This window comes from Pseudoalteromonas sp. T1lg22 (assembly GCF_002964645.1).
Lineage (GTDB): Bacteria > Pseudomonadota > Gammaproteobacteria > Enterobacterales > Alteromonadaceae > Pseudoalteromonas.
Map to the genome: position 1 here is coordinate 92,717 of NZ_PQBY01000006.1, position 18,657 is coordinate 111,373.

Annotated in this window: 17 protein-coding genes, 1 tRNA gene and 1 pseudogene; 7 read left to right on the plus strand and 12 right to left on the minus strand. The window is 50.2% G+C overall.

Annotated features, from left to right (window positions below):
- Positions 1-26: 26 nt before the first annotated feature.
- Complete coding sequence (gene radA / locus C2M24_RS02655) at positions 27-1,397, minus strand: DNA repair protein RadA (RefSeq protein ID WP_105213225.1); 1,371 nt, start codon at positions 1,395-1,397, stop codon at positions 27-29.
- 243 nt (positions 1,398-1,640) lie between these two features.
- Positions 1,641-2,654, minus strand: a complete 1,014-nt coding sequence (serB, locus tag C2M24_RS02660; RefSeq protein WP_199775683.1) for a phosphoserine phosphatase SerB — start codon at positions 2,652-2,654, stop codon at positions 1,641-1,643.
- Positions 2,655-2,742: 88 nt separating this feature from the next.
- On the opposite strand from serB, the gene C2M24_RS02665 reads away from it, so the two are divergent.
- Positions 2,743-3,366 (plus strand): AhpA/YtjB family protein, encoded by a 624-nt coding sequence (locus tag C2M24_RS02665; RefSeq protein WP_105199770.1) that lies wholly within the window; start codon positions 2,743-2,745, stop codon positions 3,364-3,366.
- Here C2M24_RS02665 and C2M24_RS02670 read toward each other — a convergent pair.
- The 4 genes and pseudogenes from C2M24_RS02670 to prfC all read right to left on the minus strand — a co-directional run bounded on the left by C2M24_RS02670 (position 3,333) and on the right by prfC (position 8,518).
- A complete protein-coding gene (locus C2M24_RS02670; RefSeq protein WP_105213226.1) occupies positions 3,333-4,100 on the minus strand; it encodes a TatD family hydrolase in 768 nt (255 codons plus the stop codon). The two genes, C2M24_RS02665 and C2M24_RS02670, sit on opposite strands and share 34 nt — an antisense overlap.
- Positions 4,100-4,738 carry a pyridoxamine 5'-phosphate oxidase gene (pdxH, locus tag C2M24_RS02675; protein WP_105213227.1) on the minus strand — a complete coding sequence of 213 codons (639 nt, stop codon included), beginning with the start codon at positions 4,736-4,738 and terminating at the stop codon, positions 4,100-4,102. Before pdxH ends, C2M24_RS02670 begins: the two co-directional genes overlap by 1 nt.
- 392 nt (positions 4,739-5,130) lie before the next feature.
- A pseudogene (gene argS / locus C2M24_RS02680) lies at positions 5,131-6,872 on the minus strand (arginine--tRNA ligase).
- 59 nt (positions 6,873-6,931) lie between these two features.
- On the minus strand, positions 6,932-8,518 hold the full coding sequence (gene prfC / locus C2M24_RS02685) for a peptide chain release factor 3 (RefSeq protein ID WP_105199662.1): 1,587 nt from the start codon (positions 8,516-8,518) through the stop codon (positions 6,932-6,934).
- Positions 8,519-8,761: 243 nt separating this feature from the next.
- Between prfC and C2M24_RS02690 the strand changes: the two genes are divergently transcribed.
- Both C2M24_RS02690 and C2M24_RS02695 read left to right on the plus strand, forming a co-directional pair.
- Positions 8,762-11,431 carry an ATP-binding protein gene (locus C2M24_RS02690; protein ID WP_105213228.1) on the plus strand — a complete coding sequence of 890 codons (2,670 nt, stop codon included), beginning with the start codon at positions 8,762-8,764 and terminating at the stop codon, positions 11,429-11,431.
- 36 nt (positions 11,432-11,467) lie between these two features.
- Entirely contained in the window at positions 11,468-11,893 is a 426-nt protein-coding gene (locus C2M24_RS02695; protein ID WP_105213229.1) for a GNAT family N-acetyltransferase, read from the plus strand.
- Between the two features lie 18 nt (positions 11,894-11,911).
- Here C2M24_RS02695 and rimI read toward each other — a convergent pair whose 3' ends face one another.
- From rimI to C2M24_RS02715, 4 genes are all read right to left on the minus strand, one after another.
- Positions 11,912-12,364, minus strand: coding sequence for a ribosomal protein S18-alanine N-acetyltransferase (rimI, locus tag C2M24_RS02700; protein WP_105213230.1), 453 nt, complete (start codon positions 12,362-12,364; stop codon positions 11,912-11,914).
- Complete coding sequence (locus C2M24_RS02705; protein WP_105213231.1) at positions 12,357-12,662, minus strand: hypothetical protein; 306 nt, start codon at positions 12,660-12,662, stop codon at positions 12,357-12,359. Before C2M24_RS02705 ends, rimI begins: the two co-directional genes overlap by 8 nt.
- A 62-nt stretch (positions 12,663-12,724) precedes the next feature.
- Positions 12,725-12,801: transfer RNA gene (locus tag C2M24_RS02710), tRNA-Trp, on the minus strand.
- 116 nt (positions 12,802-12,917) lie between these two features.
- Positions 12,918-13,796 carry a LysR family transcriptional regulator gene (locus C2M24_RS02715; protein ID WP_105213232.1) on the minus strand — a complete coding sequence of 293 codons (879 nt, stop codon included), beginning with the start codon at positions 13,794-13,796 and terminating at the stop codon, positions 12,918-12,920.
- A gap of 112 nt (positions 13,797-13,908) precedes the next feature.
- Here C2M24_RS02715 and C2M24_RS02720 point away from each other — a divergent pair, with 112 nt between their 5' ends.
- From C2M24_RS02720 to C2M24_RS02730, 3 genes are all read left to right on the plus strand, one after another.
- A complete protein-coding gene (locus C2M24_RS02720) occupies positions 13,909-14,316 on the plus strand; it encodes an Ohr family peroxiredoxin (RefSeq protein ID WP_105213499.1) in 408 nt (135 codons plus the stop codon).
- A 20-nt stretch (positions 14,317-14,336) separates the two neighbouring features.
- Positions 14,337-15,317: a zinc-binding dehydrogenase gene (locus tag C2M24_RS02725; protein WP_105199656.1), complete on the plus strand. Its 981-nt coding sequence runs from the start codon at positions 14,337-14,339 to the stop codon at positions 15,315-15,317.
- 250 nt (positions 15,318-15,567) lie between these two features.
- Positions 15,568-16,500, plus strand: coding sequence for a hypothetical protein (locus C2M24_RS02730; protein WP_105199655.1), 933 nt, complete (start codon positions 15,568-15,570; stop codon positions 16,498-16,500).
- A 71-nt stretch (positions 16,501-16,571) separates the two neighbouring features.
- Here the strand turns inward: C2M24_RS02730 and C2M24_RS02735 are convergent, their stop codons facing one another.
- The gene (locus tag C2M24_RS02735; RefSeq protein ID WP_199775684.1) at positions 16,572-16,802 is read right to left on the minus strand and encodes a hypothetical protein; all 231 of its coding nucleotides are present in this window, start codon (positions 16,800-16,802) and stop codon (positions 16,572-16,574) included.
- Between the two features lie 995 nt (positions 16,803-17,797).
- Here C2M24_RS02735 and C2M24_RS15945 point away from each other — a divergent pair.
- Complete coding sequence (locus C2M24_RS15945) at positions 17,798-18,100, plus strand: hypothetical protein (protein ID WP_158683680.1); 303 nt, start codon at positions 17,798-17,800, stop codon at positions 18,098-18,100.
- Here C2M24_RS15945 and C2M24_RS02745 read toward each other — a convergent pair.
- Entirely contained in the window at positions 18,055-18,657 is a 603-nt protein-coding gene (locus C2M24_RS02745; RefSeq protein WP_105213234.1) for a 4Fe-4S single cluster domain-containing protein, read from the minus strand. The two genes, C2M24_RS15945 and C2M24_RS02745, sit on opposite strands and share 46 nt — an antisense overlap.

The window sequence follows — 18,657 nt, forward strand, 5'->3', positions numbered from 1 at the left end:
CTCCGAGTTAAATTAAGGGCACAACCCTAAAATAATGCTTCGAGAGCCTCGCTGAGGCTGGCAACCGCCTGCACCTGCATGCCCTCTATCGGCTCTTTCGGTTTATTATCTACCGGCACTATGGCCCGTTTAAAGCCGTGTTTGGCGGCCTCGCGTAAACGCTCCTGACCGCTGGGTACGGGACGAATTTCACCGCCTAGGCCCACCTCGCCAAACACCACCAATTCTCGCTCCAAGCTGTAGTTCTTAAAGCTGGAAACCAGGGCCACAATTAATGCTAAATCGGCACTGGTTTCTGATACCTTAACGCCGCCAACCACATTGACGAAAACGTCTTGATCCGCCACCTGCAGGCCACCATGGCGGTGCAGCACAGCCAAGAGCATGGCCAAACGGTTTTGCTCTAAGCCCACGGTCACACGACGGGGGTTAGCCAACTGAGAATAGTCCACCAGCGCCTGCACTTCCACCAACAGCGGACGCGTCCCTTCCCAGATCACCATGACCAAGGAGCCCGGCGTCTGCTCCTGGGAGCGATTTAAAAAAATAGCGGAGGGGTTTTTAACCTCACGCAGCCCCTGACCTGTCATGGCAAACACACCCAGCTCATTGACCGCGCCAAAACGGTTTTTATTGCCACGCAGGGTACGAAAACGGCTGTCGCTGCTGCCCTCGAGCAAGATAGAACAATCGATACAGTGCTCGAGCACCTTAGGACCGGCCAGAGAACCGTCTTTGGTCACATGACCCACCATAAGTATGGCAATCTGGTTTTGTTTGGCAAAACGGGTGAGGTAAGCGGCGCTTTCACGTACCTGAGAAACACTGCCTGGGGCCGATTGAATATCGGCCATATGCATCACCTGAATAGAGTCGATAACCATGATGCCAGGTTTTTCACGCAGCGCCAGCTGGCAAATGGTTTCCACATTGGTTTCCGCCAGGGTCTGCATCTTATCGGTAGGCAGGCCCAAACGTTTGGCGCGCATGGCCACCTGTTGCAGCGACTCCTCGCCGGTGACATACAAGGTTTTCATGTTCTCGGCCAGGCCACACATGGTTTGCAACAAGATGGTACTTTTACCGGCACCCGGCTCACCACCGATCAAAATGGCGCTACCCGGCACCACGCCTCCCCCGAGCACCCTATCAAACTCGATAAAGCCGGTGGAAAAGCGCGGCAGGCTTTCTAAGTTAACTTCGTCCAGGGTTTGAATTTTGGCTTCTACCTGGCCGGCATAGCCGCTGGTAGCACTGCTGCGGCCGGTGTTTTTAACCGAGGGCACGCGAAATTCGGTCACCGTGTTCCAGGCCTTACATTCACTGCACTGGCCTTGCCAGCGCGCGAACTCGGCACCACACTCGTTACATACAAAGGCTGTTTTCTTTTTTACCATAGTGAGGGCATAACTTTTACTTGGGTTGTGTTTAAACCTTGCGCTTAAACTTGCGTAATTAAAGAATAAACAATAATTTGACTGTCAGTATAACGGTTTTTCACCTCTGGGTAATGGTTTAATAAGGGCGCAAGGGAATGGGTGTCCTGCCATAAACGAGCTGATACCGCGCCTGGTGCAGGTGTATATAGGCGCCCACCCAAGTCTGGTCGAGCACCCTATTAAGTGGTTACAAAGTATTGGTTAACGTGCCGGAATAGTTAAAAAATAAAGCAGTTGTGCCAGGCTGCCAGCGGTGATCGCCGCAGGGGCCTCGGCCACCACCTTAGCCTTACCATGCACCGCCACGCCTAAACCGGCCTGATGCAGCATCGGCAGATCATTGGCACCATCGCCTATGGCCAGAGTTTGTGCTTTTGCCAGGCCCAGCTCATCGCGATAGGCACACAGAAAGCGTGCCTTTTCCTCGGCATCGACGATTTTCCCACTCACAGTGCCCACTAAGACCTGACCATCATCATCCAACTCATTGGCATGAATACGGTCCAGATCTAACAGCCTTTGCACCTGAGCGGCAAAGGGCACAAAGCCCCCAGAAGCTATGGCCAGATGCCAATTATGCTGTTTCAAAACCTCACAGACCTGCTCTATGCCGGGCATAAGCGGTAACTGGCTTTGTAGTTCGGCCACCAGGTCTAACGGGATCCCCGTTAACTTAGCGACCCGCTGGCGCAGGCTGGCGCTAAATTCAAGTTTTCCGGCCATGGCCTGTGCGGTCACCGCCGCCACTTCTTCATAAACGCCACCTAGGCGGGCAATTTCATCGATACATTCAATGGTAATGGCGGTGGAGTCCATATCCATCACCAGTAATCCGGGCTCGCTCAGCTTAGGCGGATTAACCAGTGCCGCGCATTGCACGCCATTATCGGCGCCATATTGCTTAAGTTGCTGCGCCAATTCCGGCATCCCGCCATGCACGACAAAGACAAAGGCCGGAGGCAAATCACTGTCGGCTTCAAAGCGGCAAACGGCGCTGACTTGACCGGACCATTGTTGTAATTGTTGTATTAAATTAGCCACTTGCATACCCAGTTGAAAACCGAATAGCAGTACATAAGTTGGGGGTTGAGGCGCGTTTTCTGCCACCAAAGACGGATGGTCGATGTCATACCAAAGGTTTAAACTTAGCTGATTACTTAAGGACAGATCGTCTTGCTGTGCTAAAGTGGAAAAGGCAATATTAGGCTGTGACATCAAAGGCTCCCAGGCGAAATGTAGTCGTGATACGGCATTGCCAATTTAATCACCGATAGCCACGAAAGTCAGTAACCACATGAGTGATATGAAAAATAAACAAGTAAAAAATCCGGTGCGCAGCTCGCGATGGCAACGTCTTAGACGCTTGATCTTTGCCGCGCTGTGTTTTGTGTTACTGACCTGGATGGCCTTTAACACCAGCTTTCAGGGTCACCATATGCTTTACCAGCAAGGCTATCACAGTGCCAAAAGCCTGTCGCAGCAGCTGGCGCTGACCGCAGCTGTGCCGTTGGAGCAAAACAACAAGCCTCGCTTGGGTGAGCTGGCCAATCAACTCAGCAGCGATGCGGTGATCCAAAGCGCGGTTATTTACGATATACATGGCACGGCTCAGGCACACAGCGAGGCCTACAGTCCCTATCAATCTGATTTGGGGATCACTCAGGCTACACCGGGGATCAGCAAGCTTACACAACCCATAGTGGTGCCTATCACCTCGCCACAAGACAACAAACCCATAGGTTTTGCCCGGGTCAACTACCTGCCACAAACAGCTATAGACACCAGCCACCGCTATATTCATGAGGTGGGTCGCCAGGTGCTGCTGATGCTGTTTATTTGCTGCATCTTTACCTGGCAACTTGGGCGCGGTCTAAAGCGCTGGCAGTTAAAGCGCTACTTTCGCACAAAAGCCAAGCAGTTTAGATAAAGCTGCTCGCTTAAGGCCTCATAGTCCTGCCGTTGCAACAGCGCGGCCAGGGCTAAAAACACATTAGGTATGCGCTCTGGGGTATTTCTTTGCCCCTGATAACCACACAAGGGCATGCTGGGCGCATCGGTTTCGAGTAGCAGATGCTCGACGCCCACATGGCGCAAAGCTTGCTGAGTTTTTTGTGCTCTGGGATAGGTGATGGTGCCCCCCACCCCGAGTTTAAATCCGGCCTTGATGTAACTTTGGGCCACCTGCTGTGAGCCGGAAAACGCATGGATCACACCACCGAATTTGGGCGGGCAGCGCTTAAAGCTGGCAGCGATTAGGTCGTGACTTTGCCTGTGGTGGACAATCAACGGCAGCTCAAATTCATTGGCCAAAGCGATTTGCGCCTCAAATAGGCTTTGCTGTTTCTCTAGCTCACCGATACTTCTATCCAGACCACATTCGCCAACGGCGACAAAACTGTCGCGATTGGCCGCAATTAAATCACTCAGCTCGGCGATATGCGAGTCGTGATGCTGGGCAAGAAAGTATGGGTGCAGGCCGGCGCTGATATAGGTCGTGGGGTATTGTTTGGTGAAGGTCAGCAGATTTTTGCATTGTGCCAGGCTCACGCCCGGCACCACAAGGTGTGTGACTCCCAGCGACAGAGCATTGGCAATACACTGCGCCCTATCCTCATCGAATTCACTAAAATCGAGATGACAGTGGGAGTCAATAAAGCGCATCAGGGGTTTAAGCGCTCAACACGCCAGCTGTTATCTTCCTGGCGAATATACATAAAGCGGTCGTGCAGGCGATGGGCGCCGCCTTGCCAAAACTCCACCTTGGTGGGCTTTACGCAATAACCGCCCCAGAAATCCGGTAAGGGGATCTCCCCCTTGGCAAACTTGTTCTTCATTTGCGCGAATTTTTCCATCAGCACCTGACGTGAAGACACGGGTCGGCTCTGGCTTGATGCCCAGGCTGCGAGCTGGCTTTCTTTAGGACGGGATAAGAAGTACTTGGCCACATCGGATACCGGCAAGGGCTGAGCTTCGCCATAGACTATTACCTGACGCTCAAACATATGCCAGGGGAAATGCAGGCTGATCTTGTTGTTCTTCGCCAATTCACTGGCCTTACGCGAGCCGGTGTTGGTAAAGAAAACAAAGCCGTTCTCATCCAGATTTTTCAACAACACAATGCGCTGCGAAGGCTGACCATGCTCATCTACGGTCGCCACCACCATGGCCGTTGGGTCTGGAATTTGCGCCTTTATGGCCTGCTCTAACCACTTCTCAAATTGCGCAATGGGCGTGGCCTCGAGCATGCTCTCATCCAACCCGCCTTGTAAATATTCACGACGAATATCATCAAGTTTCATAGCAAATCCTTCTAATTATCACCGCCGTCTAAAACACAAATGGCAAGGCTAAAGCCGCAAATATAGGTTGTAGATCGGAATTTAATCCCGACAAACGAACTCTCAGCTATCTTGTCGGCGCAGAGCACCGACCTACAAATCACATCAGCAAGTGTAGGAGTGCTAGCTAGGCAGAGAAATGATTTATGTCAAGGAGCATACATAAAGTATGTGACTCTGACTCAATCATTTCTCTAACGCAGCTAAAGCGAACTACAGGCCGCCTGATTCAGCAAGTGTAGAAGTGCTGACAAGGCGGTACTCTTTTTTATACCTAGGAACATACATAAAGTATGTGACTAGTGTTCAAAAAGAGTACTAACGCCGTCAAAACGAACTACACGCCGCTGAGATTACATTTGCTCCATAACCTCGATGCCGAGTAAATCTAGACCTTGGCGTAAAGTCTTCGCCACCAGCGAGCACAGCACCAAACGGCTGTTCTTATCTTCCTCGCTCACACCCTCTTTTAATACCGGGCAGGCTTCGTAGAAGCTCATATACAGGCTTGCAAGCTCATACAGGTAACCACACAATACGTGCGGCGTAGCGTCACCGACCATTTGATCCAGCACTTCTTCAAACTGCATCAGTTTAATGGCCAACGCTTTTTCCTGTGGCTCGGCAATCACTACCGGTGCCTGATGCGCGGCGCTGTCGATGCCGGCCTTGCGGAAGATACTCTTAACACGAGTATAAGCATATTGCAGGTAAGGAGCCGTAGCACCTTCAAAGCTCAGCATGGTGTCCCAGTTAAAGATATAGTCGCTGGTACGGTTCTTCGCAGATCCGCATATTTCACCGCGCCAATACCCACCTTAGTGGCGATCTCTTCCTGCTCCTGGTCATTTAACGGCGACTCACGCTCAGACAGCTTGGCCTTAGCACGCGTCACCGCTTCATCAAGCAGGTCAGCCAGTTTTACCGTACCGCCGGTACGGGTTTTAAATGGCTTGCCGTCTTCACCCATCATGGTACCGAACGGGCAGAATTCGTAGCTGGTTTCGTCGCGTAATAAACCGGCCTTACGGGCAGTGATCTCAACCTGGCTAAAGTGCAGGCTTTGACGGGCATCTACGAAAATCATGATGCGATCCGCACCTAGCTTCTGTGAACGATATTCACAGGCCGCAAGGTCGGTCGTGGCATATAGGAAGCCACCACCAGATTTTTGCACGATAAATACCGAAGGCTCGCCGTCTTTGTTGGCCAGCTCATCAAGGAATACCACCTGGGCACCTTGGTCTTCTTTGGCAATGCCTTGTTCGCGCAGCACATCGATCATGCGCTGTAGCTCGCTGTTGTAGGCACTTTCCGCGTAGATATCTTCACGCTTAAGGGTCACATTCAGCTTTTCGTATACCTCTTCTGAGTGCTTCACGGAAGTGTCGATAAACATCTGCCATAGCTTGTCGCAGTGAGCATCGCCTTGCTGCAGTTTTACCACGTACTCACGGGCACGATCGGCAAAGCCTTCTTCATCGTCGAAACGCTTTTTCGCGTCACGGTAGAAGCTCTCAAGGTCGGCCAGGGCCACCTTTTCCAGGTCAACACCGTCATTAAGCAGGTCTTCTAGGTGCGCAATCAACATACCGAATTGCGTACCCCAGTCACCCATGTGGTTTTGACGAATGACTTTGTCGCCACGGAACTCCAGGGTGCGGGCAATGGCATCACCGATAATGGTTGAACGTAGGTGGCCCACGTGCATTTCTTTGGCCAGGTTAGGTGATGAATAGTCAACCACAACCGTGTCGGCTTTCGCATGCTCGGCCACACCCAGTTTGGCGTCCTGGTTGGCGCTGGCAACAGACTCGGCCAGGAACTCAGGCTTAAGGTGAATATTGATAAAACCCGGGCCGGCGATTTCAACCTTATCCGCTAAATCAGATACGTCTAGCGCATCGATAATTTTTTGCGCCAGTTCACGAGGGTTGGTTTTTAATTTTTTGGCCGCGCCCATGGCGCCATTAATTTGATAATCGCCGAACTGTGGACGCGTGCTTTGCGTTACCGCTGGATTAGTGCCTTCTTCAAGCCCCGCAGCAAGCATGGCGGCATTGGCTTTGTCGATTAAAATTTGTTTAATGTTCATCGTTGCAGTTACCTTGCAATTGGGCCAGCATTACGCTGGCCGAGATAAATTAGGGGCGATTAGTGTTCACGGGTCTCACTGAAGTTCACTTCAGGATAGCGTTCCATCGACAGATTTAAGTTTACACGGGTTGGCGCTATGTAGGTGAGGTTATCACCGCCATCAAGAGCCAGGTTCGCTTCACACTTACGTTTGAATTCTTCAAACTTCTTCACGTCAGCGCTTGATACCCAGCGCGCAGTGTTAACGTTCACGCTCTCATAAATGGCATCTACCTTGTATTCCGCTTTTAAGCGCGCCACAACCACGTCGAACTGCAGCACACCTACGGCACCTACGATCAAGTCGTTGTTGATAAGCGGGCGGAATACCTGCACCGCGCCTTCTTCTGAAAGCTGTACCAAGCCTTTAAGCAATTGCTTTTGCTTCAGTGGATCTTTCAAACGAATCCGGCGGAACAATTCAGGGGCAAAGTTTGGAATACCGCTGAATTTGAGCTTTTCCCCGTCGGTAAAGGTATCACCGATTTGAATGGTGCCATGGTTGTGCAGACCTATGATGTCGCCAGCGTAAGCATCTTGCGCGCGCTCACGGTCACCGGCCATAAAGGTTACGGCATCGGAAATGCTCACCTGCTTACCTAAGCGCACATGGTTCATCTTCATGCCTTGGGTGTATTTACCCGATACAATACGCATAAAGGCGATACGGTCACGGTGTTTCGGGTCCATATTGGCCTGAATTTTAAAGACGAAGCCAGTGAACTTCTCGTCTTCTGCGCTCACTTCGCGCTCATCGTCGGTTTTACGCGGCATAGGTGCCGGCGCCCACTCGGTTAAACCGTCAAGCATATGGTCAACACCGAAGTTACCAAGTGCAGTACCGAAATACACAGGCGTTAGCTCACCGCTTAGGAACATTTCCAGATCAAATTCGTTTGACGCACCTTGCACCAGTTCGATTTCTTCACGCAGTTGCTCAGCCAGGCTCTCACCCACGGCGGCATCTAGCTCGGCGCTGTCCAGCCCCTTGATGGTGCGAACCTCCTGAATGGTATGGCCGTGACCCGTTTGATACAAGATGGTCTCATCACGGTGCAGGTGGTATACGCCTTTAAATTCTTTACCACAGCCGATAGGCCAGGTGATGGGCGCACACATGATGTTAAGCTCAGTTTCCACCTCATCCAGAAGCTCCATTGGGTCACGAATATCGCGGTCCAATTTGTTCATGAAGGTAACTATCGGCGTATCACGTAAACGCGTTACTTCCATCAGCTTACGAGTACGGTCCTCTACACCCTTGGCGGCGTCGATCACCATCAAACAGGAGTCAACGGCGGTCAGGGTACGGTAGGTATCTTCCGAGAAGTCTTCGTGTCCCGGGGTGTCCAGCAGGTTAACTAAGCGCTCATTGTAAGGAAACTGCATCACAGAAGTGGTTACCGAGATACCACGCTCTTTTTCCATTTCCATCCAGTCCGATTTGGCATGCTGGTTAGAGCCTCGGCCCTTAACCGTACCGGCCTTTTGAATGGCCTGACCGAACAGGAGTACCTTCTCGGTGATGGTTGTTTTACCCGCATCCGGGTGAGAGATGATCGCAAAGGTGCGACGCTTATTAATTTGCTGTATTAATTCTGACATGCGGTCACTTATGAGCTGTCGACCCAACCACAACGAGGCGGTTAAGTCGCAATTAAATTTTAAAGACATTAATACGCGAGATTATACCGACTTTAGGGTGTGCACAAAAGCGTCGAATACAAGTAAAAGTGACTTCGTGACCCACCTATGTGTATTATTGCTGAGCATTTTGTATAATTTTTTTGTTGTGGCGATTACCATAACGCGCTCAGGCTATTTTAAGACGTTGCAAGGAGGCGCACCGTGAAAACAAGCAAGCTCAGTATTCGCTTATTGTGGTACATCACTCCTGTGGTGATCTTGCCCTTGCTGTTTTTAGGTGGTTTTACCCTTACCAATGTCACCAGCTCCTCGGAGCAACAGGCGCAGCTGATCGTCAGCCGCTTTGTTGAGCAGCAGCAGAACAAGGTGTTTCATTCGCTCAATGTCTATCATTCCACCACAGAACTGCTTAGCACCTCGCCGGTATTGCAAAACTTTTTACACCAGCTCAATCACCCCAAAAGCTCCTATACAGCGCATCTGGGTGCCCTGCTCGATGTATTTAGCAGTTATACCGAGGCCTACCCGGATATTCTCAGCATTAACTTTATTTCCAGCAAGCAGGAAAGTTACGCTTACTTTTCCACCACGCTGCAAAGTGCGCCTCCGCAATATCCGTTTTTCGAGCAATTGCTGACCAGCTCTTTGCGCCGCCAGCAGTTTATGGTGCAAGAAGACAATGGCGAAACCAGCCTCTACTTTGCACAAAAGGTGTTTGCCCCGGACTACCATTTGGAGCGCCCTGTGCTGCTGGGCCACATTATATTACGGGTACAGCCGACGGTTTTAAACACCGCAATTTTAGAGGCGCCCTATAACAACACCTTGAATTTATTGCTGACCGAGCAAGGTAAGGTGCTGTTTAGCTCTAACCACACCTTGCTTGGCAAAACCCTTAGCAAACAGGATTTAGAGGCCATAGATCTCTGGGCCGACAATGGCCGCCTCAATGAAATTGTGCTTGAGAGCGTCGATAAGACGGAGCGTATGCTCTATGGCGTGCAAATGCCCGACGGCCATTATTTCGTTACCAGCATCCCGAAAAAAATGCTCTACCAGGCCGGTAAGCTGATAAGTCTCATCACCGCGCTGATCGTGCTGATCTCCATTATCACCCTGCCGGTGTTGATCTTTATCGTGGTGCGCAACTTGCTACTTAACCCCATAGAGCAACTGGGGGCTGCCAGTCACTGTGTCGGCAACAACAATCTGGCCGTGCGCCTTGATGACACCCGCACCGATGAGGTCGGTCAGCTGTTTAGCGACTTTAACAACATGGTAAGCAAGATTTATCACTCCCAGGTCGAGCTAAAAAATTACAAAGACACCTTGGAACAAAGAGTTGAAGAACGCACCCTGGAGCTGGAGCAAACCAATAAAGCGCTGGAACAGGCCATTGAACAGGCGGAGCAGGCCAACCAGCTAAAAAGCCGCTTCTTAGCCAATATGAGCCATGAAATTCGCACTCCCTTAACCGCCATCATGGGCTTTACCGAGCAGTTGCTGGAGAACTGCCAGATTGATGATGACAAGGTGCAACACCAGCTTGCAACCGTACTGCGTAACTCGCGTCACCTGCTGGAGCTAATCAACAACATCTTGGATCTATCAAAAATTGAGGCAGAAAAACTGGCGGTGAACCGCGAGCCAGTGTCACTCTATGAGCTGTTTGACGACTTAAACTCCATAGTCGAGCCCCAGGCGCAACAAAAACAGCTGGAGTTTGCCATCAACTACCAGTTCCCCTTACCCAAATACATTAACAGCGACCAAACCCGCATTAAGCAGATCCTCCTTAACATCCTCACCAATGCGGTTAAATTTACCGCCCAAGGCCAGGTGCAATTGGAGGTCAGCTACCACGACGACTTGCTTGAGTGCGTAGTCAGTGACACCGGCATAGGTATCTCAGATCAAGAGCTAACCCGTATCTTTAAGCCCTTTGAGCAGGCCGACACCACCACCACCCGTCGCTTTGGCGGCAGTGGTCTGGGCCTGTGTATCGCGAAAAACCTGGCGCAATTGCTTGGCGGTGATGTCCATGCTCATAGCCAGCAGGGCATTGGCAGTCGCTTTACCATTAGAATCAAGTGTAACCAGGTGTATGAAGCCCAAGACTTCTATTATGGTGCCGAAGAAATGCAGCCGGTCAGGGAGCCTATGCCGACCTTAAGCTGGCAGCAGTTTGACGGCGAAATTCTGGTGGCCGAGGATAATCAGGACAACCAAGCGCTTATCTCTTTGCTGTTAGAGCGCTGGGGGATCACCCCGGACTTTGCCAATAACGGCGCCGAAGCGGTGGAAAAGGCCTTGGTTAAAGACTACCAGCTGATCTTAATGGATATGCAGATGCCGGTGATGGGCGGTGAAGAAGCAACGCAAATGCTGCGCCATGCCGCCTACGACGGGCCTATTATTGCGCTGACCGCCAACGTGATGAAACATGATATTGAGCGCTATTTAGCGGCGGGCTGCGACAAGGCACTGGCCAAACCCATAGACAAGGAGCAGCTTGAGCATACTTTGGCCACCTACTTAAGCCTGCAGCAGGAGGCTAACTCCAAGTGGGATGACATATTAAAAAGTGAGCGCTTTTTACAGATCAATGAAAACTACAAGCAAAAGCTCCCCGATTATCTTGAACAGGTCTTGGCCCATCAAGAAGCTAAAGAATGGGAGCAATTGCAGGCCATTGCCCACAGCATCAAGGGCAGTGCCAGCTGCTTTGGCTTTAACGCCGTGGCCGATGCCGCCAGCGAGCTAGAATTATCGCTGCGCAACGGCGAGTGTGAGCACCACGAATATCCGGTACTTAAACTTGAGCACGCCATTCGCTTTGTTTTAGAAAAGGATGCTACCAAGCCCCTGTAGGCCGACTTAAAAGGCGTTAGTGTTACGGAGTAAGATATGCACATAGAATTAAGTGCCGCCCCCTCAGAAGCGGATTTAAAAACCATCAGTCAGGGAATCCAGTCTTTTAATCAAGACCATCTGCCAGATCAGCTGGTGTTCGAGCCGGATACCCGCTTTGCCGCGTTTGCGCGCAATGACAAGGGTGAGGTGGTTGGCGGCATTCGTGCCAATGCTTTTTGGAATTATTGCATTATCGAGCTACTGTGGTTGTCGGCGCAAACTCGTGGCAGTGGCGTGGGCTCACGCCTAATGGCCGCGGTTGAAGCTCATGCCAAGGCTCAAGGCTTTAACTATATGCGCACGGAAACCTTGGACTTTCAGGCCAAGCCCTTTTATGAAAAGCTTGGCTATAAGGTATATGGAGAGTTAGCGGATTGTCCTAAGGGACACACAACCTACTGCCTGATTAAAGCGCTCTAGTTAAAGCGCTCAGCTTAACTATCTGAAGTATTCGACTGTGCTTAATTCGCACATCATCAGGGTGGCATCCTCACCATCGGGATAATATTTCTTGCGCACGCCGTTGGCGATAAAACCACATCCTTCATACAGGGCGATGGCGGCCACATTGCTTTCGCGCACTTCTAAAAACAGCAGCTCAGCATTACGCGCGTTCGAGTCCTTAATGAGCGATTGCATCAACACCTTACCCAGGCCCTGCCCTTGTTGGCTCGGCGCAACACAAATATCCACCAGGGTGATATCGGGGCCAGCTTGCTCGGCGACATAAAAGCCCAACAGCGTGTTATCAATGAAGAGCCCGGTGCAAAAATAGCGTCCGGACATACAAGAGCGCATCAGCGTTTCGCTCCACGGGTGGCTGTGACAGGCTCGCTCAATTACCATCATATCCGCCAGGTGTTGTTCGCCTAAAGGCGCCAGGCTATGCATGGCTAAGTACCTGCTCGCATTCACACAATTGCTGCCACAGGGCCTGCTTATGTGCCACTGATAAGTTATCACTTGGAAGGTAAACGCGATTGCCTTGTAGTTGTGGTGTACTTACATTGCCTAGGTGCACTTCGCTACCCGCAGGAAGCAGGCGCAAAATATCCTCGGCCAGAGTGCCAGACAAGGGTTGTGAATCTTTGACTTGTTCACCATCAAGAGGCTGTGTGTCTTGTGTTCGATAAGCTGCACGTAAGCGCACCGGCTGTATAGCAAAAATATCGGCTAACTGTGATTGCATAGGGAAATTATTAACTGCATTTGGCGGCTGCCAGTGTAGCGTAAAGACGCTCAGGAAAGAAGTGGCAGGGGCGGAGAGATTCGAACTCCCAACCGTCGGTTTTGGAGACCGCTGTTCTACCAATTGGAACTACGCCCCTGCAATGTCGACGCATTATAATGAGCTTTTTATAAAGGTAAAGAAAAAATATCACCGCACCTGTTCAATTGCTTTGAAAATAAACAACTGTAGAAAAAACAGTCTATTTTAGCCGTATTAAGGCGTAAATACCCCACGCAGCAACTGCTGCGCTCTGGCAATCCTGGGGCTACGCAACGCCCCCGCCCGCCAACACAAGTGATACTGTATCGCCGGGTTTGACTGAGAGCCGCCTATGGCGACTAAACGTTCGTGTTTTAAATCATCATTCACCAGGTACTCGGGTAACACCGACCATCCTAATCCCGCCAGCACCAGGGTACGTAAGCAACGCAGATCTGGGGCGGTGATAATCTCATTTAAGTGCCCCAAGAATAAACCATTATGACTTACCCATTGGCGCACCAGGGTACGGCCCAGATCATAGGCCACCAAGGGTTGCTCACTTAATACCAGCTCCAGGTCCTGGCTCATTTGCCGCGCCCTGGCTGGGCTGGCGACCAAGAAAACCCGCTCCTCTCCCAGTAAACAGTAATCCAGTTGCCCGTCTTCCGGAGGCGTTAAACACAAGGCAAAGTCCGAGTTACCATCTTTCAGAAAGGTAAACATGTCGTCATCGTGACTGGGGTGTAAACGTATTTGCGCCCCGGCATCGGTGAGCGGTTGCAACTTTGGGGCAAGCATACTCGAGAGCATATCTATGGGGCCGTTTATATGTATCACCCCGTCTATTTTGCTGCCGTGCGACTTCATTTTTGCCAACACGCCTTCGGCATAATCCAGGGTGTCTCCCAGTTGTATCGCTAGTTCATCGGCAATACGGGTTGGCCGCACTCCGCGCACATGACGAACAAACAAACGGTGATCCAATTGCGACTCGAGTGAAGCGATATGACTGGAAACCGCAGGTTGAGTGATATGCAAAACATCGGCGGCCTTGCTAAAAGAACGCTGACGGTAGACCTCAACAAAGGTGCGTAGTTGGTGAATGGACATAAGCTTCAGCTATAAATTAAATTATATTAAACCAATTTTAGATTATTTTTCCTCTATCTGCTTCTCACGCATACTGGGTCCCAACACAGTAAGAGCCAACAAGGTAGCCAGTATGATTTATTCAACCACAGCCATTGCCAGTGGTGGTCGCGATGGCAGCGCCAAGCTAGCCGACGACAGCCTGACCCTTACTATGACCACACCGGGTACCAGCGCACCTGGGCATAACCCGGAGCAGCTGTTCGCCATGGGGTATGCAGCCTGTTTCGACAATGCCCTTATTCTCACTGCCAAGCGTTTGAAGATGGCACTTAAGGGCTGTCAAACCCAGGTCACCGTGGGCCTGGACAAGGTCGCCGAGCAGTATCTGCTTGATGTAACCATAGATGTTTCAATAGAAGGCCTAGAGCCAACACAGAGCGAGCAGCTTATCGCCCTGGCCCATGAGGTTTGCCCTTATTCAAATGCACTGCGCGGCAATGCCAAGGTGCGCGTTAAAAACCTTGAACAATCCGCCTGAAGATAAATTTTGGAGTCCGTATGAACACAATGAAAGCCGCCATGTATACAAATACAGGCCACCCCGCAGAGGTGCTAGACGCCCGTGAAATAGCCATTCCCGAGCCACAGGCGGGGGAGATCCGCGTGCGTATGACACGCTCGCCCATACATAACCATGACATCATGACCGTTCGCGGCGAGTACGGCAGCCTACCCGAGTTGCCCGCCATCGGCGGCAGTGAAGCCGTAGGCATTGTTGATGCACTGGGTGAGGGCGTTGTAGGCCCCGCTGTTGGCACACGAGTAAACGTGGCCGGCGCCGCTGGCACCTGGGCAGAGTACTTTATTGCTCCTGCTATGGCGGCGGTGCCGCTGCCGGATAGCATCAGCGACGATATCGCCGCGCAATTATTAGCCATGCCGATGAGTTCGGTAATGGCGCTTAATAAAATCCCCGCCAAAACAGGTGATTGGATCGTGGTTAACGCCGCCAACGGCGCCGTCGGCAAAACCGTGGCCCAAATAGCCAAAGGCCGTGGCCTTAAGGTACTGAGCCTGGTTAACCGTGGCAGCTCCAAGGCGCAACTTGACGAGCTGGGTATTGGCAACGTCTTTGCCATGGACGAAGCCAATTGGTTTGAAAGTGCCCTCGCCGCTATTGACGGCCCCGTGGTCGGCGGTATCGAAATGATTGGCGGTGAAGCCGCCCGTAAGCTGATTAACCTGGTCGGAAACGGTGGTACTGTCCTGTCTTTTGGTGCCATGTCCAACGAGCCCATGGCGGTGGATGCGGCCGATCTGATCTTTAAGGAAATCACCGTAAAAGGCTTTTGGGGCATGGTGGAATTCAGCCGTTTAACACCGGAGCAAATCACCGACTCGGTACTGGAGCTGATTGGGTTAGCCGAGCAAGGCGAACTAACCTTGCCGGTTCATGAAACCTTTGCCATCAAGGACATTGCTAAAGCCGGTGCCACCTATGACCAGCCGCGTCAAGGCAAGCTCATGATTCAGCCTTAAGCAAAGAAATTCAGAGTAAGTCATTTAAGTAATGTGACGTCAAAAGGCCCCAACCAGGGCCTTTTTTTTGTCCATGAGCAGCACACCTACAAATATAGGTACAAGAGGATTGACACCCTTGTAGGCTGCTTGCTATTTTCCTTAACGGCCTATTTGGCATTGAAACGGATGCCAATAAAAATCAAATGGATAGCGCTTTTATAGGCATGGCTTATGGCCAAAGCGCTAACAAGCAAATAAGGACGTTAAGATGAAAAAAGCCAATAACTGGTTAGTACCCTTGTGCACCGCCCTCGCCCTGCTGGCAAGCACGCCGACTCTGGCAAAGAATTACCTAAATATCGAAGTAGCGGATGAAATACTGGCACTGGGAGAGCAATACCAGCTGTCGCTCAGCGAGAGTATTCTCAACGAGAAAAAACATGAGGTGAACAAGAAGCGCCTCACCTTTATGCCCGAGGACGACAAGGTCTTTTACGAATTTACACTTAGCATCAAAAAAGACGACAAAGTGTGGATCAGTGATGTCTTTATCTTTAGCAACCAAAAGAACTTTTTAGACTTTAACACCCTGCTTTTTTCAAAGCTTGTTGATGAGAGCGACTTTTATCATCTTGATCACAAGGCCGGATACAATTTCTTCTCGTCTTATTCGCAGCATATCCCACAAGGCTATACCAAGTTAAAAGCCGAATACGACAAGGGCCTGCCGCACTATTTTAGCTACACCAGCGCATCGACCGACTACCAGGCTTACCTGGCAAATATTTATCCTTTGTCGGAAAAATTGAAGAAGGCGGTTAAGGACACCCAGGCGACTAAGGTCACACCCCATGAAGAGATCATTACGGACTTTATCAGCGCAGTAAACGCCAAGCGCTCGGCACCATTATTAAAGTATCGCGACCCCAAGGCTTCAGAAAAGAACAAGGATATTTATAAGCGTGGACTGCAAACCCTGTTCGCCTACTTCGATAAAATTGGTAACCCCAGCAAGTTCGAGGTGGCTCAACACAGGCGCTATGAAAACATCAATCAGCCTGGTGTTGATTACTACCTAGTCGAAATTCTTGAACACAATGGACAGCTGGATAACAAAATAGAGATGGAGTTTTTCTTTAGCGATGTGCACGGCAAACGCTACATCAAGGAATACGACATTACGGGTATTCATTTTCAATAACAAAAAAGGGCTGATATCAGCCCTTTTTTAGTGTGCTTATCTCATTGAGAGATAGTCAACATAAATAACAGCTAGTTAGAAACATGATCCTTCTCGATATCATCATCTATACCATCTACAGAATTTTTTTGATTTTTTGCTGCTCGTCGACGCTTTAATTCGGCTTTGGCCCAGGCTGAGGATTCTGCCATATCACGACGAAGCTCTTGTATCTCTTCAACACTCAGCCGTCGCGGAGCAGATCTAGTTCTATCCACCTTGTGCCTCCAACTTGTCACTGTAAATTTTAGATTGTTTTTCATACACATCTTGAAAGCCAACAATACTGCCCAAAGATTATACAAAGAGGAATAACCTCATTAAAGAAAAGGACTAAATCATGGGTTTGAAACCAGGGCCTAAACCAATAGCCAAGTCGACCGGCAAGCCAGATCAACGTCGACGTGACAATAAAACAACACCAGGAAATACTCCAGGCTTAAAGCCGAGTAAATCCTCAACTAAGTAAAACTATCCCAATATAGAGTCAGAGCAAGTGGTACTGATACCAATTCACTTAAATAGCTAATCATTCTAGCGGGCTAAATATCATGCTCACTGTGTTGGAATTTTTCTATGTAGAATAACTACATAAGAAAAATTCCGCCTTGTGATCATCTCATTTATCCAGCGCTATACCTGATCGCATACTTAACAGAATTGGTATGACTCTTGTTGACAACATTCTGTATGTTGCTATTTCTAAATCGTAAATGCCCCAAGCTAATGTGCCACTAGCAAAAAAAAGTCCGCAATGACGCGGACTTAAATTTTATTTAGTGCTTGTTAATGCCAGACCTTTCTGGCCTAACAATTATTCCCACTCTATTATCAATAGAACAATAAATAAAATATAAAACAATACCTTGAAGAACAACCCAATCAAAAAGAACCATGAAAAATGCCATGCATCGTAAAAACGCTCAAGATGTCGGATTAGCCTCTTCAGATAGCCAACTCACCCGCATTACCATCACAAACATCCAGCTCAACTAGGAGGCCTCGGGCGGCTTTGACAAAGCACCTTTCGCCAAGAGCTGCATGTTGAGACGCCCCCCAAACACGCCAAACACCATTTCTGTGTTCACGACAGCAGCAGCCACAGCATTTCCACTGGTGATACTTTTGGCATTTCCTACAAGGTGTTTGACTCGCCTGCGGGCGAAAACCTGTTGTTTGTCACCACCACACCAGTGCACTTAGACCCGCTCGCCATTCGGCCAGCATCGAACGGCTGGTCGCACTTGAACCCAGGTTTATGTACCTGACCCACTACGGGCCGGTGCAGCCGACGGCCGCGAATGTCCGGCAGTTACTGGTATCACTGGATGCCTTTGTCGCCATCGCCGAACAACTCGCCAGCCCGCTTGAAGGTCGTCACCAGCGCATTGCCGAAGCCATGCTCGACTGGCGACCATCAACCCGGCGGCAGACCTGCAACAGGCCCGCGCCTGGCTGGCAACAGATACCGACCTCAACACCCAGGGGCTGGAAGTCTGGCTGGACAAATCCAAGTCACTTTGAATCTATTAAAGTCCCGAAAAAGCTGCTGTCCGGGTAACCAAGAACTCTGATAGCAGCATTTTCATCAATAATGACTTCGACCTCGTTAGCGTCTTCTGGTGGCTCCAGAGGAATTCTGCCCCCCGCCAAGTAAATTAATTCCTGATTTGACGAGCCTCTCCAACGAAGATTCGTATTCCTTAAAGAAGAAGAGTAGCGACCGGTTATCATCAAGTCACAATCTTCTCTGAGCAACGCCCAGTCCTTGCGTTTTACTAGCTCACTATACGTAAAACCGGTATATAAAACCGTCGAGCAGCCCGAGTAGCGCCTGATAGACCTTAATAACCAACGTGTGCTTGGTGCCTGTTGTAGAGGCTCACCTCCAAGTAGGGTTATGCCATCAATATCCCTGTATTGAAGAATTTCATCCAATAATTTCTCCCGATGTATCAATTGGTTAGACTTAAATGACCACATCTGCTGATTCCAGCATCCTTCACAAGCTAACGAACAACCCTGGAGCCAAATAACGTAACGTTTACCAGGGCCATATATATGGCTTTCTGGTTCAATATGGGCAACGTTGAAGTATTCGCCGTAATCTTTGGCCAC

Bases quoted from the DNA above. Each gene is read 5' to 3' on its own strand.
- C2M24_RS02730 (WP_105199655.1), top strand. From the start codon at position 15,568: ATGAAAAAAGCCAATAACTGGTTAGTACCCTTGTGCACCGCCCTCGCC.
- C2M24_RS02735 (WP_199775684.1), bottom strand. From the start codon at position 16,802: ATGAAAAACAATCTAAAATTTACAGTGACAAGTTGGAGGCACAAGGTG.
- C2M24_RS02725 (WP_105199656.1), top strand. From the start codon at position 14,337: ATGAACACAATGAAAGCCGCCATGTATACAAATACAGGCCACCCCGCA.
- C2M24_RS02665 (WP_105199770.1), top strand. From the start codon at position 2,743: ATGAAAAATAAACAAGTAAAAAATCCGGTGCGCAGCTCGCGATGGCAA.
- C2M24_RS02715 (WP_105213232.1), bottom strand. From the start codon at position 13,796: ATGTCCATTCACCAACTACGCACCTTTGTTGAGGTCTACCGTCAGCGT.
- prfC (WP_105199662.1), bottom strand. From the start codon at position 8,518: ATGTCAGAATTAATACAGCAAATTAATAAGCGTCGCACCTTTGCGATC.
- serB (WP_199775683.1), bottom strand. From the start codon at position 2,654: ATGTCACAGCCTAATATTGCCTTTTCCACTTTAGCACAGCAAGACGAT.
- C2M24_RS02720 (WP_105213499.1), top strand. From the start codon at position 13,909: ATGATTTATTCAACCACAGCCATTGCCAGTGGTGGTCGCGATGGCAGC.
- C2M24_RS02670 (WP_105213226.1), bottom strand. From the start codon at position 4,100: ATGCGCTTTATTGACTCCCACTGTCATCTCGATTTTAGTGAATTCGAT.
- rimI (WP_105213230.1), bottom strand. From the start codon at position 12,364: ATGCATAGCCTGGCGCCTTTAGGCGAACAACACCTGGCGGATATGATG.
- C2M24_RS02695 (WP_105213229.1), top strand. From the start codon at position 11,468: ATGCACATAGAATTAAGTGCCGCCCCCTCAGAAGCGGATTTAAAAACC.
- C2M24_RS15945 (WP_158683680.1), top strand. From the start codon at position 17,798: ATGTACCTGACCCACTACGGGCCGGTGCAGCCGACGGCCGCGAATGTC.
- pdxH (WP_105213227.1), bottom strand. From the start codon at position 4,738: ATGAAACTTGATGATATTCGTCGTGAATATTTACAAGGCGGGTTGGAT.
- C2M24_RS02705 (WP_105213231.1), bottom strand. From the start codon at position 12,662: ATGCAATCACAGTTAGCCGATATTTTTGCTATACAGCCGGTGCGCTTA.
- radA (WP_105213225.1), bottom strand. From the start codon at position 1,397: ATGGTAAAAAAGAAAACAGCCTTTGTATGTAACGAGTGTGGTGCCGAG.